This window comes from Kribbella sp. NBC_00482, from assembly GCF_036013725.1.
Taxonomy (GTDB): domain Bacteria; phylum Actinomycetota; class Actinomycetes; order Propionibacteriales; family Kribbellaceae; genus Kribbella.
Genome location: NZ_CP107881.1, coordinates 1,492,832 through 1,511,419 on the forward strand (window position 1 = coordinate 1,492,832; position 18,588 = coordinate 1,511,419).

Annotated in this window: 20 protein-coding genes and 1 pseudogene; 4 read left to right on the plus strand and 17 right to left on the minus strand. The window is 69.0% G+C overall.

Annotated elements, in window-relative coordinates; genetic code table 11:
* Positions 1-25: 25 nt before the first annotated feature.
* The 6 genes from OHB24_RS07495 to OHB24_RS07520 all read right to left on the minus strand — a co-directional run bounded on the left by OHB24_RS07495 (position 26) and on the right by OHB24_RS07520 (position 5,489).
* A complete protein-coding gene (locus OHB24_RS07495) occupies positions 26-454 on the minus strand; it encodes a hypothetical protein (protein WP_327638214.1) in 429 nt (142 codons plus the stop codon).
* A 75-nt stretch (positions 455-529) separates the two neighbouring features.
* Positions 530-1,294 carry a type III pantothenate kinase gene (locus OHB24_RS07500; RefSeq protein ID WP_327638215.1) on the minus strand — a complete coding sequence of 255 codons (765 nt, stop codon included), beginning with the start codon at positions 1,292-1,294 and terminating at the stop codon, positions 530-532.
* Positions 1,295-2,149 carry a carboxylating nicotinate-nucleotide diphosphorylase gene (gene nadC, locus OHB24_RS07505; RefSeq protein ID WP_327638216.1) on the minus strand — a complete coding sequence of 285 codons (855 nt, stop codon included), beginning with the start codon at positions 2,147-2,149 and terminating at the stop codon, positions 1,295-1,297. It lies immediately after the preceding gene.
* Positions 2,142-3,800, minus strand: coding sequence for an L-aspartate oxidase (locus OHB24_RS07510; RefSeq protein ID WP_327638217.1), 1,659 nt, complete (start codon positions 3,798-3,800; stop codon positions 2,142-2,144). Before OHB24_RS07510 ends, nadC begins: the two co-directional genes overlap by 8 nt.
* A 22-nt stretch (positions 3,801-3,822) precedes the next feature.
* Entirely contained in the window at positions 3,823-4,650 is an 828-nt protein-coding gene (gene panC, locus OHB24_RS07515; protein ID WP_131335502.1) for a pantoate--beta-alanine ligase, read from the minus strand.
* Positions 4,647-5,489, minus strand: coding sequence for a Rossmann-like and DUF2520 domain-containing protein (locus OHB24_RS07520; RefSeq protein WP_327638218.1), 843 nt, complete (start codon positions 5,487-5,489; stop codon positions 4,647-4,649). Before OHB24_RS07520 ends, panC begins: the two co-directional genes overlap by 4 nt.
* A gap of 247 nt (positions 5,490-5,736) precedes the next feature.
* Here OHB24_RS07520 and OHB24_RS07525 point away from each other — a divergent pair, with 247 nt between their 5' ends.
* The gene (locus tag OHB24_RS07525) at positions 5,737-6,303 is read left to right on the plus strand and encodes a 2'-5' RNA ligase family protein (protein ID WP_327638219.1); all 567 of its coding nucleotides are present in this window, start codon (positions 5,737-5,739) and stop codon (positions 6,301-6,303) included.
* Here OHB24_RS07525 and OHB24_RS07530 read toward each other — a convergent pair.
* Positions 6,293-9,073, minus strand: coding sequence for an AAA family ATPase (locus OHB24_RS07530; protein ID WP_327638220.1), 2,781 nt, complete (start codon positions 9,071-9,073; stop codon positions 6,293-6,295). The genes OHB24_RS07525 and OHB24_RS07530 overlap by 11 nt on opposite strands.
* Positions 9,074-9,124: 51 nt before the next feature.
* Between OHB24_RS07530 and OHB24_RS07535 the strand changes: the two are divergent.
* Positions 9,125-9,763 (plus strand): annotated as a pseudogene (locus OHB24_RS07535) (SAM-dependent methyltransferase); the annotation flags it as partial.
* A gap of 107 nt (positions 9,764-9,870) precedes the next feature.
* Here the strand turns inward: OHB24_RS07535 and OHB24_RS07540 are convergent.
* Together OHB24_RS07540 and OHB24_RS07545 are read right to left on the minus strand one after the other, a co-directional pair.
* Positions 9,871-11,292, minus strand: a complete 1,422-nt coding sequence (locus OHB24_RS07540) for a PH domain-containing protein (RefSeq protein WP_327638221.1) — start codon at positions 11,290-11,292, stop codon at positions 9,871-9,873.
* A complete protein-coding gene (locus OHB24_RS07545; RefSeq protein WP_327638222.1) occupies positions 11,289-11,777 on the minus strand; it encodes a PH domain-containing protein in 489 nt (162 codons plus the stop codon). Before OHB24_RS07545 ends, OHB24_RS07540 begins: the two co-directional genes overlap by 4 nt.
* A 26-nt stretch (positions 11,778-11,803) precedes the next feature.
* Here OHB24_RS07545 and OHB24_RS07550 point away from each other — a divergent pair, with 26 nt between their 5' ends.
* Together OHB24_RS07550 and OHB24_RS07555 are read left to right on the plus strand one after the other, a co-directional pair.
* Entirely contained in the window at positions 11,804-13,003 is a 1,200-nt protein-coding gene (locus tag OHB24_RS07550) for an NADH-quinone oxidoreductase subunit D (protein ID WP_327638223.1), read from the plus strand.
* Positions 13,004-13,122: 119 nt separating this feature from the next.
* A complete protein-coding gene (locus OHB24_RS07555) occupies positions 13,123-14,091 on the plus strand; it encodes a hypothetical protein (RefSeq protein WP_327638224.1) in 969 nt (322 codons plus the stop codon).
* A gap of 67 nt (positions 14,092-14,158) precedes the next feature.
* Here OHB24_RS07555 and OHB24_RS07560 read toward each other — a convergent pair whose 3' ends face one another.
* From OHB24_RS07560 to folP, 8 genes are read right to left on the minus strand one after another with little or no spacing between them, the layout of a single operon-like run.
* Positions 14,159-14,932, minus strand: a complete 774-nt coding sequence (locus tag OHB24_RS07560; RefSeq protein ID WP_327638225.1) for an inositol monophosphatase family protein — start codon at positions 14,930-14,932, stop codon at positions 14,159-14,161.
* A gap of 24 nt (positions 14,933-14,956) precedes the next feature.
* Positions 14,957-15,352: a hypothetical protein gene (locus OHB24_RS07565; RefSeq protein ID WP_131335510.1), complete on the minus strand. Its 396-nt coding sequence runs from the start codon at positions 15,350-15,352 to the stop codon at positions 14,957-14,959.
* Positions 15,353-15,373: 21 nt separating this feature from the next.
* The gene (locus OHB24_RS07570; protein ID WP_327638226.1) at positions 15,374-15,814 is read right to left on the minus strand and encodes a hypothetical protein; all 441 of its coding nucleotides are present in this window, start codon (positions 15,812-15,814) and stop codon (positions 15,374-15,376) included.
* Between the two features lie 10 nt (positions 15,815-15,824).
* Positions 15,825-16,349: a DUF3180 domain-containing protein gene (locus OHB24_RS07575; protein WP_327638227.1), complete on the minus strand. Its 525-nt coding sequence runs from the start codon at positions 16,347-16,349 to the stop codon at positions 15,825-15,827.
* Between the two features lie 2 nt (positions 16,350-16,351).
* Entirely contained in the window at positions 16,352-16,909 is a 558-nt protein-coding gene (gene folK, locus OHB24_RS07580; protein WP_327638228.1) for a 2-amino-4-hydroxy-6-hydroxymethyldihydropteridine diphosphokinase, read from the minus strand.
* The gene (gene folB / locus OHB24_RS07585) at positions 16,906-17,295 is read right to left on the minus strand and encodes a dihydroneopterin aldolase (protein WP_131335513.1); all 390 of its coding nucleotides are present in this window, start codon (positions 17,293-17,295) and stop codon (positions 16,906-16,908) included. Before folB ends, folK begins: the two co-directional genes overlap by 4 nt.
* Positions 17,292-17,765, minus strand: a complete 474-nt coding sequence (locus OHB24_RS07590; protein ID WP_327638229.1) for a nuclear transport factor 2 family protein — start codon at positions 17,763-17,765, stop codon at positions 17,292-17,294. The genes folB and OHB24_RS07590 overlap by 4 nt, the downstream gene beginning before the upstream one ends.
* Entirely contained in the window at positions 17,762-18,559 is a 798-nt protein-coding gene (gene folP / locus OHB24_RS07595; RefSeq protein WP_327641027.1) for a dihydropteroate synthase, read from the minus strand. The genes OHB24_RS07590 and folP overlap by 4 nt, the downstream gene beginning before the upstream one ends.
* Positions 18,560-18,588 lie beyond the last annotated feature (29 nt).

The window sequence follows — 18,588 nt, forward strand, 5'->3', positions numbered from 1 at the left end:
GCCGCACGTCAGTTGCCAACAGCATCTAGGCGGTTGCGGCGGCGGCCGCTGTCACCGGCTGAGTGGCTGCACGCCGGGCCGCCATCGCCGCGACTGCCAGGAGAGCGAACGCGTTCAGCCCGTGCAGCGCGCCGATCACCGGTGCGCCGAACGACGCGACGGCCAGCCCGAACTGCAACACGACCAGACCGAACACGTACAGCGCCCACCTGACGCCGCCCGCGACCTTCGCGAAGAACGAGATGATCAGCAGCAGGATCGCCAGCAGTGGGATGATCCCGCTGCCCACGATCGTATGGATCATGTGTCCGGCGTTGGCATCGGAGTTCTCGTCCAGCACCAAGCCGCCGTCGACGTCCTTGATGACCGTGAACCACGCGAGTGCGATCGCCATTGCCTGGACGATCACCCCGATCGCGATCAAGCCGGCCAGCGCGCGATAGACAGACCTCATGTTTCCCCCCACCCCCGGAAGTCACCTAGCTCATGGTGATCCCGATCACCTCAAGGGCACAAGAGGTAGCGGCCGTCAGCCGTGATTGCGGGCGAAGGCCTGATACAGACCGCGCAGGGTCAGCAACGGTTCGTCGCGAACCGGGGTGTTCAGCTCGCCGGTGAGCAGCGGCGCGAGCGCGCCGGTGAGGACGACCGTGACGTCGTCATTCAGAGACTGTTCGGTCCGGATCCGCGCGACCAGACCGTCGACCAGCGCGGCGAATCCGTGGATCGCACCGGACTGCAGCGCCTCGACGGTGTTCTTCGCGACCACCGATCGCGGCCGGACCAGCTCGACCCGGCGCAGTTGTGCGGCCGCCTCCCCGAGCGCGTCGGTGGCGGTTTCGATGCCCGGGGCAATCACCCCTCCGATGAAGGCGCCGGCCGGGTTGACCACGTCGATCGTGATCGCCGTACCGACATCGACGACCAGGCAGGGCGCGCCGTACTTGGTCACGGCCGCCAGCGCGTTCGCGATCCGGTCCGTGCCGACCTCCCGCGGATTGTCGACCAGCACCGGCAGCCCGGTCTTCACACCGGGCTCGACGACAACGCTCGGCACACCCTGGTAGTAGCGCGATACGACGTCCCGCAACTCGTGCAGCACATGCGGTACGGCGGAACACACCGCGATCCCGGACACCGGCGACTCACCGGCGAGCAGGCCCTGCAGGAGCACCGCCCACTCGTCCGCCGTACGACGTGGATCGGTCCCGACCCACCAGTGCCGCTTGACCGTGCCCTCGAACACCAGGCCGACCAGCGTCCTGGTGTTCTCGACGGCAACGGCCAGCAACACTCAGGCCTCCTTGAGGTCCAACGCGATGTCGAGCACCGGCGCGGAGTGCGTCAGCGCACCGACCGCGAGGAAGTCGACACCGGTCTCGGCGACCTCTCGCGCCTGGTCCAGGGTCAGCCCGCCAGAGGCCTCCAGCCTGGCCCGGCCGGCGACCTTCTCGACGGCTTCGCGCAGCAGCGGGGCGTCCATGTTGTCCAGCAGGATCAGCTCGGCGCCGGACTCGACCGCGATCACCGCGTCCTCGACCGAGTCCACCTCGACCTCGATCCCGATCTCCGGGTACGCCTTACGCACCAGCCGGAACGCCTCCGCGACGCCACCGGCCGCGATCACGTGGTTGTCCTTGATCAGCGCGGCGTCCGACAGACCCATCCGGTGGTTCTTCCCGCCCCCGCAACGTACGGCGTACTTCTCCAGGGACCTGAGCAACGGCATGGTCTTGCGGGTGTCGCGGATGACCACTCCGGTGCCCTCGACCGCATCCACCCAGCGCCGGGTCAGCGTTGCGACGCCGCTCAGGTGGCAGAGCAGGTTCAGCGCGGTGCGCTCGGCCGTCAGGAGCTGCCGCGTCTTGCCGCGGATCGTCATCAGGACAGCGCCGCGTTGCACGGACTCGCCGTCGCGGACGGTGTACTCGATCTCGATCTCGTCCGGCGCCGCGACCTGCCGCAGCACCAGCTCCGCGATCTCCAGGCCCGCCACCACGCCGTCGGCGCGGGCGACCAGCTCGGCCACCGACACCTGGTCCGGGTCGACCGTGGCGGTGGTCGTCACGTCGACGCCTCCGGCCAGGTCCTCCTCGATGGTTGCCCGCACGAGGTCACCGACCCATTGCCGGTCGACTGTCTCATCCATGCCGCTCATTCTCCTCGGATTCGCGCGAAACAAACGTGGCCTGCGGCACAGCCCGGTGATCAAGTGTCACGTCCAGGCTTCCGAACCAGTGCAGATCATCGCGGTCCGGGTGGTCCTCGCGCCAGTGCGCGCCACGGCTTTCTTCGCGGGCGGTCGCCGCGGCGATCAGCGCGGAGGCGACCGTCACCAGGTTCGTCGCCTCCCAGCCCGGCGTCCCCGGCTCGTCGTACGGCTGCTCGATCAGCTTGGCGATCGCCGCACCCGCCTCCGACAGGCCGGTAGCGCTCCGGATCACACCGGCGCCGACGGTCATCGCCCGCTGCAGCTCGGGTACGACGTCCGCGTCGACGAGTCCCGGCGTACGGCGGTCCACGTCCGGCTCCCGCTGTTCGGGCAGACCGTTCGCGAGGTGCGCGGCGATCCGGCGGGCGAACACGAGCCCTTCGAGCAACGAGTTCGAGGCGAGCCGGTTGGCCCCGTGTACGCCGGTGCACGCAACCTCACCGCACGCGTACAGGCCGGGAACGGAGGTCTGGCCGTTCAGGTCCGTCCACACTCCGCCCGACGAGTAGTGGCAGGCGGGGGCGACCGGGATCAGTTCGCGGACCGGGTCGATACCGTGCGAGCGGCAGGACGCGAGGATGGTCGGGAACCGTACCCGCCACTTCTCGTCGCCGAAGTGCCGGGCGTCCAGGTAGACGTGGTCCTTGCCGGTGGCAATCATCTGGCGCATGATCGCCTTTGCCACGATGTCCCGCGGCGCGAGATCGGCGAGCTCGTGCTGACCCTGCATGAACCGCTTGCCGGTGTGGTCGACGAGGAACGCACCCTCGCCGCGGACTGCCTCGGACACCAACGGCTGCTGGCCTTTCGCGCTCTTGCCCAGCCAGAGCACCGTGGGATGGAACTGCACGAACTCCAGGTCCCGCACCTTCGCGCCGGCCCGGAGCGCGAGCGCCATCCCGTCACCGGTCGACACGCTCGGGTTGGTCGTTGCCGCGTACAACTGTCCGAGGCCGCCGGACGCCAGGATCACCGCCCGGGCACGGATCGCGCCGACGCCGTCGAGTTGACCCTCGCCCATCACGTGCAACGTGACGCCGGCGATGGAGCCGTCGGCGGCGGTGAGCAGGTCGAGGACCAGGGCGTGCTCGATCAGCCGGATGTCCTTGGCGCGCTTGACCGCGGCGACCAGCGCCCGCTCGATCTCGGCGCCCGTCGCGTCGCCGCCCGCGTGTGCGATCCGGTTGCGGTGGTGCCCACCTTCGCGGCCGAGCGAGATCTCCCCGTCGGCCAGGGTGTCGAAGCGCGCGCCCAGGTCCATCAGGTCGCGGACGGCGTCCGGGCCTTCGGTGACGAGGACCCGGACAGCCTCCGGGTCGCTCAGTCCGGCGCCGGCTACGAGCGTGTCCTGCAGGTGCTCCTCGGGAGAGTCCTCCGGGTCGAGAGCGGCGGCGACGCCGCCCTGCGCCCACTGCGTCGAGCCGGAGGCGACGACGTCCTTCGTCACCACCAGCACGGTGCCCAGCTCGCGGGCCTTGAGCGCGGCGCTCAGCCCGGCGACGCCGGAGCCGATCACCACCACATCAACTGAGTCGGTCCACCCGGCCTCCGGCGAGGCCAGACGCTGAGGGACTGCGGGTCCGGTCATCCCGCGACGGTATCAATCGAATTCATCGGAGGGTGATGGAAATGTTGTCAATGAGACGGGTCAGACCGACGCGGGCGGCGATCAGCATCCGGGCCTCGCCGGGGCCGATCACCGGGCCGAGATCGGGTGCTCGTAGGGCGAGATAGTCGATCTTCACCGACGGCACCGCCTCGAGCTCGGCCTGCGCCGCGGCCAGCACCGCGTCCGGCCCGTTCATCCCAGCCTTCGCGCCGGCGCTCAGCGCCCGGTACAGCACCAGTGCCTCGTCACGCTCGGTCTCGCTCAGGTACCGGTTGCGTGAGGAGAGCGCGAGCCCGTCCGCCTCCCGCACGGTCGGCACCGGCACGATGTCGACGTCCATGTCGAGGTCGCAGACCATCTCACGGATCAGCGTCAGCTGCTGGTAGTCCTTCTCGCCGAACAACGCCAGGTCGGGCGCGGTCAGGTGGAGCAGCTTTGACACCACGGTCAGTACGCCGGAGAAGTGGCCGGGCCGGAACACACCCTCGAGCTCGTCCGCCAACGGCCCCGGATGCACCGTGATCGAGGGCTCGTTCGGGTAGAGCTCGTCCCGGGACGGGTTGAAGACCAGGTCGACGCCCTCGTTCTTCGCGATCGCCAGGTCGCTGGCCAGCGTCCGCGGGTACCGGTCGAAGTCCTCGGTCGGCCCGAACTGCAACGGGTTCACGAAGATCGTCAGGAGCACGCTGCCGTCCGGCCCGACCCGTTCACGGGCCTCCGCCAGCAGCGCGGCATGGCCGTCGTGCAGAGCACCCATCGTCATCACGACCGCCCGCGGCCGGATCGCCGCCGCGGCTCGCAGTTCGGCCTTGGTCTGGGTGAGTCTCATCGCGGTGCCTCCCCTGTCCGATCTGCCCGGTCCAGTACCTCGGTCAGGCGGCAGACCGTCTCCGCGTCCAGCCGCCCGTCCGTGGCCAGTTCGACAGTCGCCCGGGCCAGTTCGGCGTACGTGCGCCTCGTGCTGCCCCGAAGTACTGCCAGATGTGCTGCCACCGTGTCGACATCCCCCCGGGCGATCGGCCCGGTGAGCGCATGATGACCGGATCGCAGCGTGTTGTCGAGGGTTGCGACGAGCAACGGCCGCAGTGTCGCCACCGGATCCGCCACGCCCGCCTCCCGCAGTACGGCGACCGCCTGCGAGACCAGCGTGGTGAGGTGGTTCGCGCCGTGGACCAGACCGGCGTGGTAGCGAGCACGCTGGTCGTCGGCGACCCATTGCACCTGTGCGCCCAGCGCCTTCACCATCCGCTCGACGATCGACCGTGCCGCATCAGGAGCAGTTGCGGTGAACATGACCCCGTCCAGGCTTACTTGGCCGCCCGGAAACGTCATCGACGGGTGCAGCGCGACCGGTGTCGCAGCCAGCCCGGTCAGCGGGGCCAGACCATGTGCTCCGGACAGGTGCACGACGTACTGCGCACTGGTCAACGGCAGCGTGTGCGCAACGTCGTGAATCAGGTCGTCCGGTACGGCGACCAGTACGACGTCGGCGCTCCTCGTGACCTCGTCAGCGGTCAGCACAGGCACAGCGGGCAGAAGGCGGGCGGCGCGGTCCAGGGACGCGTCCGAGCGCGCGGTGACTCCGACCAGGGGATGTCCGGCTGCCGCCAAGGCTGCTCCCAGGGCGGTCCCGGCCCGGCCGGCTCCGATCAAGCCGATCCGTTCCATCACTCACTCTCTTCTCGTTCCAGTCCCGCTCCCGGGTACCAGACGATCTACTTGTCAGGGTAGGGCATGGCTGATGGCTCCGCGCCGTCGCGAGGAGGTGCTCGGTGCGGTAGCTCGGCGTGCGGGAGCGAAGGTCTCGATGCGGAGCATCGTGGCCTTTGCTCACGTGCGGCGAGGTGCCGTGCCGAGTGCCCCGCAGTAGGCGCGGAGCCATCAGCCATGCCCTCAGTGATGAGAGCATGGGGCGGTGAGTGATGCGTGGGCAGCGGGTGCCGAATTGACCGCGATTCTGATCACAGTTCCCGAGCTGGCGGAGTACACAGAGCGTTGGCGTTCGGTGTCACGGTCGACTGCGAGACCACAGGTCCCGTTGACCGAGCTCATCCCGCCGCACGTGACTGTGCTGGTGCCCTGGGTTGCCGAGCCCACCGACACCGACCTGGCCCGGCTCCAGGCAGCCGTCGCGTCGATCGAGCCGTTCGAGCTCAGCTTCCCGACCGCGGGTCAGTTCCCGAACGGTACGGCGTGGTTGAAGCCGGAGCCGTTCGACAAGGTCCGCTCGATACTCCTGTCCGTCTTCGACGCCTTCCCCGAGTGCCCGCCGTACGGCGGTGAGTTCCCGGACGCGCATCCGCACCTGACCATCTCGTCGTCCACCCAAGGCGGTCCGGCCGTGGTGGCAGAGGCGAACGCCGCCCTGGCTGCAGCACCGGCCCCGACCGTCCAGCTGACCGAGCTGGAGCTGTGGCGCGAGGACGCGGAGGGTGTGTGGCACCAGCTCGGCGCCGTACCGCTGGGGTCCGCTACTTCCTGACCTGGAAGCCCACAGCACCAGCAGCCTTCTTGGCCTGCCAGTCCGCGGGTACGTCGGCCGGCATCAGCTCACGCACCTGGTCGACGCTCGGGTCGGTGAGCGCACCGATCCGGACGGCCTGCTCCGACACCGTGGCCTCGAACAGGTTCCGCACGTCCCGTCCGTTCCCGAACTCGGCCATGTGCCGGACCCGATCCAGCAACGAGCCGACCCGCTCCACGACCCCGTCGGCCAAGAGGTACCCGGCCTTGCCGCTCAGGTACTGGAAGATCTCCTGCAGCTCCGGCGACGAGTAGTCCGGGAACTCCAACGTCGTCGGCACCCGCGAACGCAGCCCAGGGTTCTGCAGGAACAGCCCCTCCATCGGCTCGGTGTACCCGGCCAGCACCACAACCAGGTCCTCGCGGTGCTCCTCCATCAGCTTGATCAGCGTGGCGAGCGCATCGGCCCCGTAGCCGCGCGCGTCCGCCAGTGTGTACGCCTCGTCGATGAACAGCACGCCGCCCAGGGCCTGCTCCACCAGGCGCTTCACCTTCGGCGCGGTCTGGCCGATGTACTGGCCCATGAGCTCGTTACCGCTCGTCTCCACCAGGTGGCCGACACCGAGCAGACCGAGGTCCCGGTAGATCTCCGCGAGCAGCCGGGCCACTGTGGTCTTGCCGGTGCCCGGGTTGCCGGTGAACACCATGTGCCGGGACCGCTCGGCCGGCGGCATCCCGGCCTTGGACCGCAGTACGTCGGCCTGCGCCTCCGCGGCCAGTCGCTCCACGGTCGCCTTGACCTCGGCGAGCCCGGTCATCGCCGCGAGCTCGGACCGCGGGTGCTCGTGGCGCGGCAGGTCGCCCAGGTTCTCGTCGGTCAGATCGGCGACGTCGGACCGCTCGATCGTCCGGACCTGCTCCATGGTCGGGGACTCCAGCGTGGACAGCCGGACCGCCTGCAGCGTCGCGATCCGCTCGAGCAACGTCCGTACCGTCCGTGCGTTGCCGAACCCAGGTGCCCGGGGCGCCTTGTGCAGCGCGGCGAGCGCCTGCTCGGACACCCCGGCGCCGAGCACGAATCCGGCCTGCTCGGCCGCCTGCAGGAAGATCTGGTGCAGCTCGGCGTCGGTGTAGTCCGGGAAGTTCACGAACGTCCGGATCCGCGACTTGAGCCCGGGGTTGCTGTCCACCAGCGAGTACATCTCGTTCGGGTAGCCGGCCATCACCACGACCAGGTTGTCGCGGTGCGTCTCCATCAACTGGATCAGGGTGGCGACTGCCTCCCGGCCGTAGTCCCGCCCGGAACCGTTGAACAGCGAGTACGCCTCGTCGATGAACAGCACGCCGCCCAGCGAACGCTCGACCACCTCGGTCACCCGCGGCGCCGTCTGGCCGATGTACGACGCGATCAGGTCCGCCCGCCCCACCTCGACCAGGTGGCCCGACGAGAGCATGCCCAGGTCCCGGTAGACCTCGGCGAGGATCCGGGCGACCGTGGTCTTGCCGGTGCCCGGGTTGCCGCTGAAGACCAGGTGCCCCATCGGCTTCGGCAGCCGCAGCCCGGCTTCGGCGCGCAGCTTGGCAACCTTCGCCTCCGCGACCAGTTCGTGCACGCGGGCCTTCACGACGCCCAGACCGGTCATCTCGTTCAGGTCGGCGATCGGGTCGCCGGCCGCCGGTACATCCGCCCGCAGCTTGTCCGGCGCCTCCGCCTCGACCACGGCCTTCGGCGGCCGGAACGAGTGCAGGTCGCGCAGTCCCCGGAGGAAACCGGCGACCATGTACAGCTCCTTCGACGCCTTCGCCTTGTCCGGAAGCCCGTTGAGGCTCGCGCCGACCTGGTACATCGCGGCCAGGTACTCGCGGGCGTCGTAGGGCGCTCCGGCCTCGACCGCCCGGATCATCCAGGCCTGCCGCCGACGTCGCCACTCGGCCGGATCCGGCCGCGTCTTCGCCTTGTCGAGCGCCGCCTGGACCTCTGCGGTCCCGGACGGGCCCAGCGTCGAGAACGAGAGCCCGGCGGGCAGGTCGGTCCGCCCGATCTGCTGGAGCAGGCCGGCGATCTCCTCCGCGAACGGCTTCTCCGCCTCGGGTGTCACCGCTGCGATCCGCGCGTACGCCGCCTGCAGCCGGTTCATACCGTGCACCATCAGGTCGAGCGGATTGCCGGACAGGTTCGGGTAGATCTGGCGGATGTCGTCGTCGCCGAACTCCTCGATCCAGCGCTTCAGCACCGTCGGCCGGGACTGCGTGAGGTGCAGGTCGATCAGCTCCGGACTCGCCAGGACGTGGTCCAGCATGGACGCCATCGTCGTCCGGCGGGCCTCCAGTCCCGGGATGCCGGTCAGCAGGTCCAGCATCTCCCGGCAGGACCGGATGACCTCCTCCTGCGAATCCCGATCCCGCCGGAGCGGGTACGGAATGTCGAAGGACGCGCCGGTCTCGCGCCAGTTGGCGATGTCGGTGTCGATCTCCTGCGGCTCCTCGCGCCACTGGTTGAGCAGCAGGAAGTGCAGGTTCCGCGCGCCGCCGACGAGGATGCCGAGCGCGGGCCAGAGGCTCTTGAACACGAAGTAGAACGTGTCCACCAGCAGCGGTGAGCCCTCGATGAAGTACTTGTTGCTGGCCGACACCCTGCCCAGCGTTGGGCGGTCCACCAGATCCGCGACCTTGGCCTTCGTCGCGTCGAGCCACTCCGGAGTGACGACGTACGGCGGTTCGGCGCCGACCACATCGAATGCCGGATCACCCTCGAACAGGACCGCGAGCTCCTCCGGAAGTTTCGCCACGATGCCTGATCCTAGGATCGTGGCGGTCCAATCCTCTCCGAACGGCACCTGATGACCGAGACCTTCCGAGACGCCTGGCAACAGGCTCTGTACGGCCCTGGCGGTTTCTACCGCCGGGAGCGCCCGTCTGCGCATTTCCGTACGTCGGTCCACGCATCTGCCCTGTTCGGGCAGGCCGTCGCGCGGCTGGCCGGTCAGCTCGGTCTGGACGAGGTCGTGGACATCGCCGCAGGTTCTGGCGAGCTGGGCAAGGTCCTGCGCGCAGAGGGCCTAAGGGTTGTCGAAATCGAGCTGGACGACCAGCTGCCCGATCGCCTGACCGGACTGGTCATCGCCAACGAGTGGCTCGACAACGTCCCGTGTGAGGTGGTCGAGTGGGACGCGGACGGCGTACCGCGCTATCTGGCCGCTGACCTGACACCCAGGGACGTTGTGGACGGCAACGACCTGGACTGGTTGCGGGAGTGGTGGCCCGGCGAGCCCGGTGACCGGGCGGAGGTCGGCAGGGCACGTGACGAGGCCTGGCAGGACGTGGTCCGGCGGCTCGCGGACGGCGCAGTCGCGATCGCCATCGACTACGGGCACGTGAAGTCGGCCAGGCCGCCGTACGGAACCCTGACCGGTTTCCGCTCCGGTCGTGAGTGCTCACCCGACCCCGACGGCAGCTGCGACATCACAGCCCATGTGGCACTTGACTCGCTTGGCGGCACGATCCTGAGCCAGCGGGACGCCCTGCGAGCTCTGGGCGTCAGTGGAGCCCGTCCGAGCTTGGAGCTGGCTCAGACCGAGCCGCTGCGCTACCTGTCCGAGCTGTCGTCAGCCGGGGAGGCTGCCGAGTTGCTGGACCCGTCCGGGCTCGGCGGGTTCGGCTGGGTCTGGACAGCGACCGACGCGGCCACCGTACGACGGGCCTCTCGCGCCCTGTCCGCCTGAGCCGCCACGAGCGCCGCAGCCTCCACCTGGTCGCGGTGCAGCGCCGTGGCGTCGGTCGGACCCAGTGGGGTGTCCACGTGCACGTTGGCCAAGCCCAGGCGCCGCTGGATCGGTCCCTGTTCCAGCCGGACCGACTGCGTCTTGTGGTGCAGCACAATCGACGTACGGCGGCTCACCCAGCCGCGCGTGGTGACCATGACCTGGTCGTCGACGCCGTACGTCAGGTAGCGCCAGCCGATCGGACGCAGCCACTTGGCGCGCTCCGGTGCCGGGTGCATCTGGATGCGGCTCAGGTCGAAGCCAGGTAGCACCCGCGCGAGGACGTAGGCCACTTCGGCACGCTCGCCGACCGGCAGCAGTTGTGCGCCCTCCAGCGCGTCGTCGCCGTCCTCCTTCTGACCGGCCACACCCGCGATGTCCAGCTCGACCCGGGACCAGCCGAGCAGCCGCCAGATCAGCGGCTCGGTGATCAGCAGGCCCTGCACGCGGCCAGGCGGTACGGTCTGGCGCTGGACGTCGAACAGTCCGCGTTTGGTCCGCAGACCGTGGCTCGACTCGGACAGAGTGAACCCGTGGTTCCCCACGACCTGCTTCCAGATCGGCTGCACCACACCGAGCAGGAGCGGCAGACCGGCGAACAGTCCGACGTGGAAGTCCAGCACCATGGTCGCGACGATCAGCCAGATCAGTGCGCCGGCGCTACCGACCACGGTGGAGGACAGCAGCGTCGCACCGAGCAGGCGGTTGGTCGGGACCGTCAGCAGCGGCGGGGCCGCCGCCTCGGCCTGCTGATCGTGCTCCTGCTGCTCAGCGGCCTGCTCGCCCTTGGCGCGGACCAGCAGTGTGGTGCGGACCTGCTGCGCCTCCTCGTACCGGAAGTAGCTCAGCTTGCCGTCGCTCTTGCCGCCACCGGCCACGTCCATCCGCAGCTCGGCCATGCCGAAAAGCCGCGCGACGAACGGCTGCGCCACGTCGATCGCCTGGATCCGGTCGAACCGGATGATCCGGGTCCGGCGGAACAGGAACCCGCTGTCCACCCGGATCGCGTCGGCAGTCAACTGCCACTTGGTGAACCACCAGGACAGTGCGCCGAGCAGGATGCCGCCGACGAGCACACCGGCCAGGCCGATGCCCGCGATCTTCAGGTTGCTCCGCAGACCCTCGTTGTTAACCAGGGCGAAGGCCGCGACGACGAAGTAACCCCATCCCTTGACGAAGGGGGTGAGTGGGTGAAGCCGCTGGCCGACGACCTCGACGGTCTGCTGTGTCACCGGTTCTTGCGTCACAGGCCCCACGCCTGCGCCTGACCGAGGGCGGACAACCGGTCACGGAGCCGGCCGGCCTCGTCCGGATGCAGCCCCGGGATCTTCGCGTCGGTGGCCGGCGTCGCCGTGTGCAGCTCCACGGTGGCCATCCCGTACGCCCGCTCCAGCGGCCCGGCGGTCACGTCCACGAACTGCATCCGGCCGTACGGTACGACGACCAGCTCGCGGAACATCACGCCGTGGCTGACGAGCAGCTCGTCCTCGCGCTCGGCGTACCTCCACGACTTCTGGTTGCGTCCGATCAGCACCCACGACCAGCCGAGGACCAGTGCGATCACCACGACCGCGAGCACGCCGTACAGCCAGCTCAGCGTCAGGCCGAGCGCTACCAGCGCCACGATCGCGACCAGCCCGGCGACGATCGCCGCGTTCAGCCGCCGCAGCGTGGCGAGCTTGGGCGAGACCAGCGTCCAACTGACATCCGAGGGTGCGAAGAGGTCGTCCACGGGTAAAGCCTGTCACGATAGTGGTCATGAGTACCGAAAGAGTGGTCGGAGTCGGCGCGGGAGCGGCTGGATTCGACCCGGCGTACGAGCGGGGCGGGACCGGCGCCGGCTCGGAGCTGGCGACCTCCGACATGGTGCTCAACATCGGTCCCCAGCACCCGGCGACGCACGGCGTACTGCGGCTGCGGCTGACCCTCGACGGCGAGCGGATCGTCGGCTGCGAGCCGATCATCGGCTACATGCACCGCGGCGCGGAGAAGCTGTTCGAGGTCCGCGACTACCGGCAGATCATCGTCCTCGCGAACCGGCACGACTGGCTGTCCGCTTTCTCGAACGAGCTCGGCGTCGTGCACGCGGTCGAGCGGATGATGGGTCTCGAGGTCCCCGTCCGGGCGGTCTGGCTGCGGACCCTGCTGGCCGAGCTGAACCGGATCCTGAACCACCTGATGTTCCTCGGCTCGTACCCGCTCGAGCTCGGCGCGATCACGCCGGTGTTCTACGCGTTCCGCGAGCGCGAGACCATCCAGGCCGTGATGGAGGAGCTGTCCGGCGGCCGGATGCACTACATGTTCAACCGGGTCGGCGGCCTGAAGGAGGACCTGCCCTACGGCTGGCTGGGCCGCGCCACTGCCGCCTCCAAGGCGGTCCGGACCCGGCTGCCTGACATCGAGGACCTCATCCTCGGCAACGAGATCTTCCGCGGCCGCACGGTCGGCGTCGGCAAACTCTCCCCCGAACTGGTCGCGCAGTACGGCGTCTCCGGGCCGATCGCCCGCGCCTCCGGGGTGGACGCCGACCTCCGCCGCGACGAGCCGTACCTGGCGTACGGCGAACTGCAGGACGTGCTGCGCGTCGTCACCCGCCCCGAAGGCGACTGCTTCGCCCGCTTCGCCGTACTGCTCGACCAGGTCAAGGTGTCGCTCGACCTGGTCGACGCCTGCCTCGACAAGCTGTCCACGCTGCCGGCCGGACCGGTCAACGTCCGGCTGCCGAAGATCCTCAAGGTCCCCGAGGGCCAGACCTACGCCTGGACCGAGAGCCCGCTCGGCATCAACGGCTACTACCTGGTGTCCCGCGGTGACAAGACCCCCTGGCGCCTGAAGCTCCGCTCGGCCAGCTTCAACAACATCTCCGCACTCCCCGCCCTGCTCCCCGGCACCATGATCCCCGACATGATCGCCATTCTCGGCAGCATGTTCTTCGTCGTCGGCGACATCGACAAGTAGCGGCGCCCGTGGGGAAACAAATTTGCAAATAGCGACGACTTCTTACCCCACCTCCGGCGCCACGGGGTTATCCACAGGGGGTCTGCGGCGGGGCGACGGGATCCGTCACCCTGGAGCGAATGGACTGGTGGTGGCGGCGACAACTCGATGACGAGGGCCTCGAGGTACTGATCCACGAGCAGCAGCGGATCGTCTCCCGCACCCAACTGCTCGCAGCGGGCCGATCGGACTCCGAGATTCGCCGCCGGCTGCGGAGCCGACGATGGCAGATCGTTCATCCCGGGGTCTACGCGACCCATACCGGCCCACTCGGGTACGACGAACGGATCGTCGCCGCGCTGCTCTACGCCGGACCTGAAGTTGCCTGGAGCCACTACACCGCCGCAGAACAGTTCGGCCTGATCAAACGCGACGGGCGCGGCCCGGTGTACGTGACCATTCCCTGGCGCCGACGCGTTCGCGCACGGCCGGGGCTCGTCATCACCCGGGACAAGCACTGGGAAGTCCGGTTGGCCGCGGTTGTCCCACCGCGAAGCCGACCCGCTGAGGCCGTTCTGGAGATCGTCGGCATCTCCCGCTCGCTGGACGATGCGGCAGCGATCGTCGCCGAGGCCTGCCAGAGCGGCCGAGTCAGGCCGGCCGAGATACTGAACGCACTCGACGGTCGGACGCAGCTCCGTCACCGCGCGGCACTGAGGTCGATCCTCGCCGATGTCGCCGAGGGAACCCATTCGCTGCTGGAGCTCCGCTATCTACGCGACGTCGAACGAGCACACGGGTTGCCGCCGGGGCGCCGGCAGCGTGCTGTGGATCAAGAGTTCACCGACGTCGCGTACGAGCCGGTCGGACTCGTCGTCGAACTCGACGGGCGCTTCCACTTCGCGCCTGGCCAGCGGTGGCGGGACCTCGCACGGGACAACCGTGCGGCTCTGCGGTCAGAGGTCACCTTGCGCTACGGCTGGCTCGACATCATCAGCCGCCCGTGCACCGCCGCCGTACAGGTCCTCCAGGTGAGCCGCCGCAAAGACCCAACCATCCCCGCCCACCCCTGCAGCCCCACCTGCCCGGTCCGCTGCCCGGTCCGCTGACCGGTCCGCTGACCGGTGGGGAGAAAAGTCGTCGCGATATGCAAACTTGTTTCCCCGCCACGGAGCGTCAGGCGTTGATGAGCTCCTGGAGGGGTTCGCGGAGGTCGTTGGCGACGGCGAAGACGCCGCGGGACTCGGGGGCGTGGTCGGTGCCGTCGAGGTCCAGGACGGTGACGCCGGCCTCGCGGCAGATGGCCACGCCGGCCATCGTGTCCCAGGGCTTGTTGGAGAACATGATCAGCGCGTCGAAGTACCCGTTCGCGGTCCACGTCAGCGCGGTGGCCGCCGTACCGATCATGCGTAGGCGCTGCACCCGCGGGACCAGACGCTGGGTCAGCGCCGCTCGCTCGGCGTTCACCGCTTCCGCGTTCGGTCCGACCGCATAGTCGCCCACGGCAACCAACGCGTTCTCGAGGTCGGTGCATTGACTGCCCCGGATCGCCTTGCCGTTACAGGTCGCGCCCAGTCCCTCGGCCGCGGCGTACGTCGTACCGAGCGCCGGGTGGTCGATCACGCCCGCGACGGCGCGGCCCTCGTGGATCAGCCCGAGCGAGATCGCCCAGAGCGGTACGCCGTGGATGAAGTTGACCGTCCCGTCGACCGGGTCCAGCACCCAGCGCGTCCCGTCGGTGGCACCGCCCTCCTCCTCGCCGAGTACGCCGATCTCCGGCGTCTCCCGCTCGAGGAAGGCCCGCACCTCCCGCTCCACGGCGAAGTCCACCTCGGACGCCATGTCCCGGTCGCCCTTGAACGTCAACTCCCCGACCGCACGGCTCTGTGTCACCGCCCGCCCACGCTCGACGGCAGCTCCGGCAACCTTCAGCAGCTTCGCGAGATCCACACGCTAGAACCTACGCGACCGCGGCTACGCCGTACCGAGTGATCTCGCCCTTCGACGCCACGCCGCGGCCGCGGCGGCTCCTCCGATCACCAGCAGTCCGGCGCCTGCCGCCTGCGCGATCTTGATCGGGCAGCCGCTCGCGCAGTCCGGGATCGGGTACGGCTGGCCGGGGTTCAGTTCGTGGGTCTCGTCGGCGCCGACGTACGCCTCGTCCGCCGGGAACGGGAAGCCCTCGGGGTTCAGCAGGCGGTACCAGTACAGGTCGTCCCATGCCTTGCGCCGGCACGTCACGTTCACCGACGGAGACTCGTACGGCGTCGGCCCCAGTTGCCCGATCGGCAGATGGTCCTCGTTGTAGACCGTGACGTGCCCGTTCGGATCGTTCATCGTCACAGCCGGGTAGTTCGCATCCAGCCCCATCACCGCAGTATGGGGCTGGGATCAGGACGCGGCCAGGCCTCGGAGCTTGAGGTCTACGACGGTCGGGGCGTCGGCCTGCGAGTGCTTGTCGCCGGCGGCGACGACGGTCGCGACTTCCTCGTCGATCTTGTCGAGGCGCTGGTCGATCTTGTCCAGCCGGCGCTGCATCAGGTCGACGAACTCCGCGTTCTCGACGACCCGGGCACTGGTGATCCGCGAGTACTCCTGCGCGACCTGCGCGCGCTCGTCGGAGTGCGCGAGCCGCTCGACCAGCAACTGGTGGCGGAACAGGAACGTAGCAGCGATCGCGACCAGAACGGCCCCACCTGCGGCAGCCCGGAGAATCCAGGCGTTCTGCGAGAAGAGCGCGATACTCACGCCCAGACAGACAACGATCAGCAAACCGTTGGCGACGGTGAGAACTGTGGTCCTGGTTCGACGGCGGCTACCCCTGGAACCCATGGACCGCATGTTAAGGGGTCTCGTCGGGGTCCTCGGGAACACGACACGCGCGTTCGAGCAACAATCCGGCCGTGACGACCAGCACTGAGACCACCGCCGCCGCACCCGCCATGATGACCCGGTTGCGAGGCCCGGAGGAGCCCATCGCCTGCAGGAAGCTTAACGCGAACCCTGCGTAAACACCGGCGCACAACGCGCCGACAAAGGCGCTCGCCTTCCCGATCATCAACAGGAAGACCGCGCGCGACGACTCGATCCGCTCCCGGCGTACCTGGACCCGCTGGTGGGTGTTGCGGGCCGCGGCGAACAGCAGCGCGGCCAGGAACCCCCAGGCGATCAACGTCAGCCAGGACACCGCCGGCGCGATCCCGCCGCCGGCCTCGATCGCCTTCACCATCGTCAGGCCGACGGCGATCCCGAGGACGGCGATCGCGATCAGCAACCGTCGTGACGTCGGCCGCACCGAGCCCGGGCGCGGCGGCTCCGGTTTGTCGCCGTTTCTGGGTGCCCGATCGGGCTCGGTACCGCCGGACACCACTACTGCAGCTCGATGTCGAGCTTGGTCACACCGTCGGTCCCGACCTTGGCGAGCAGCTCCGCGACCGGACCGTGGCCCGGCAGTACGGCGTCCCGCTCGATGTCGAGCCACGGTGCCAGCACGAACGCGCGCTCGTGCGCCCGCGGATGCGGAATCGTCAGCTCGTCGGTCTCGATCGTCTTCTGCCCGTAGGTGATCAGGTCGACGTCGAGGGTCCGCGGCGCGCCCGGCACGCTGCGCTCCCGGCCGAACGCCTGCTCGACCGCGTGCGCCCGCTCGAGCAACAGGTCGACGCCCAACGTCGAGTCGGCCAGCAGGACGACGTTCAGGTAGGGACCGGACTCGTCCGGGCCACCGACCGGTTGGGTCTCGTAGACCGGCGAGACATCGACCACCACGACGTCCGGGGTGTCCCGCAGTGCGTCGACCGCGCCCTGCAGGTTCGCCTCACGGTCGCCGAGATTGCTGCCGAGCGACAGGATCACCTGGCGGATCGGCTTCAGGCCACCGCTCAGGGTGTCCGCGTCGATGACGTGGGGACTTGGGGTCTCAGTCACGAGGATTCTCCGGCTCTGCGCTGCACGGTCAGGACAACGTCGTCGAACGGCACCGTGATCGGCGCCGAGGGTTTGTGGATGGTCACGGCCGTCGCTGTCACCCGCTTGTCGGCGAGACAGAGATCGGCGATGCGCTGGGCGAGGGTCTCGATCAGGTCCACCGGGTCGGTCTCGATCGCCTGGTGCACCTGCTCGGCCACCACCCCGTAGTTCACGGTGTCGGCCAGGTCGTCGGAAGCCGCGGCGGCCCGGGTGTCCAGCTCCAGCCGGACGTCCACGACGAACTCCTGTCCGTCGGCCCGCTCGTGGTCGAACACCCCGTGGCGCCCGAAACCTCGGATGCCCCGGATCTCGATCACATCAGGGGAGGTCACGGGACCACTCATTCCGCCTCCTCCGATTGACCCCCAGACGACAGTACCGGTGAGGCATGGTGGATCCACAACCGCCAGCCGGTAGAAGTTCGACGGAAAACGTTTGTGGCCAGCGCCTTTCCGCCCGCGAACCCGTCCTCCGGGGCCCCTTCACCCGACGACAGGACATTCTCCGTACACGTGACGTAGGCCACGTCTTCATCCACCCGTACCTGCACGTCGGTGAGGAAGAACTGGATGTACGGCGTGTTCGCGAAGATCATCGCCCAGGCCCGCATCAGCTCGGCGTACCCGGAGATCGCCGCGTTGCCCGGATGGATGCAGACGGGATCGGGTTCCGGCAGCCAGACGGCGGCCATCAGGTCCAGGTCTCCGGCCTCGAACGCGTTGTAGAACGCGGTGTTGGCACGCAGTACGACGTCCTGCACCGTGGCGCTGGGCGGCCGCTTGGGAGTCCCGTCCTGCCGCGGTCCGTCCGTCATACAGTTCCCCATCTCTTAGCCACCCGGACCGCGTCCGCACTCGGTGCCACCGCGTGCGCCCGGACACACCAGGCACCTGCGGCGGCGGCCAGGGCGGATACGGCCACGCTCGCGTCGTCTCGTCGTACGGCCGGTCTGGGTTCACCGGTCTGCTCGTCGGCGAGCAGCCTACCGAGGAACGTCTTCCGGGACGCACCGATCAGTAACGGTCTTTCCAGTACGGCGAATTCCCGCAACCGGCGCAGAATCTCCCAGTTGTGGTCCGCGTTCTTCGCGAATCCGAGGCCGGGGTCGAGGGCGACCCGGTTCAGGTCGATCCCCGCCCGGCGGATCACATCGAGGCGTTCACCGAGCTCGGCGATGACCTCGGCCACCACGTCGTCGTACTCCGCCTTGTTCTGCATGTCGACCGAGTGCCCGCGCCAGTGCATGCACAGGTACGGCGATCCGCGCTCGGCGATCAGCGGGAGCATGTCCGGATCGGCCAGCCCGCCGGACACGTCGTTGATCATCGTGGCGCCGGCGTCGAGGACGAGCTCCGCGACCTGGGACCGCATGGTGTCGACGGAGATGATCGCGCCCTCAGCGGCGAGGGCCTCGACGACCGGGATCACCCGGCGGATCTCCTCCTCCTGCGACGGCCGCACGGCCCGCGGGCGGGTCGACTCACCACCCACGTCCAGCAGATCGGCGCCCTCGGCCAGCAACTCCCGGCCGTGCTTGATCGCGGCGCTCGGCTCGAACCACTCGCCGCCGTCCGAGAACGAGTCCGGCGTCACGTTCACGACACCCATGACGAGACACCGGTCCAGCACCGGCAACC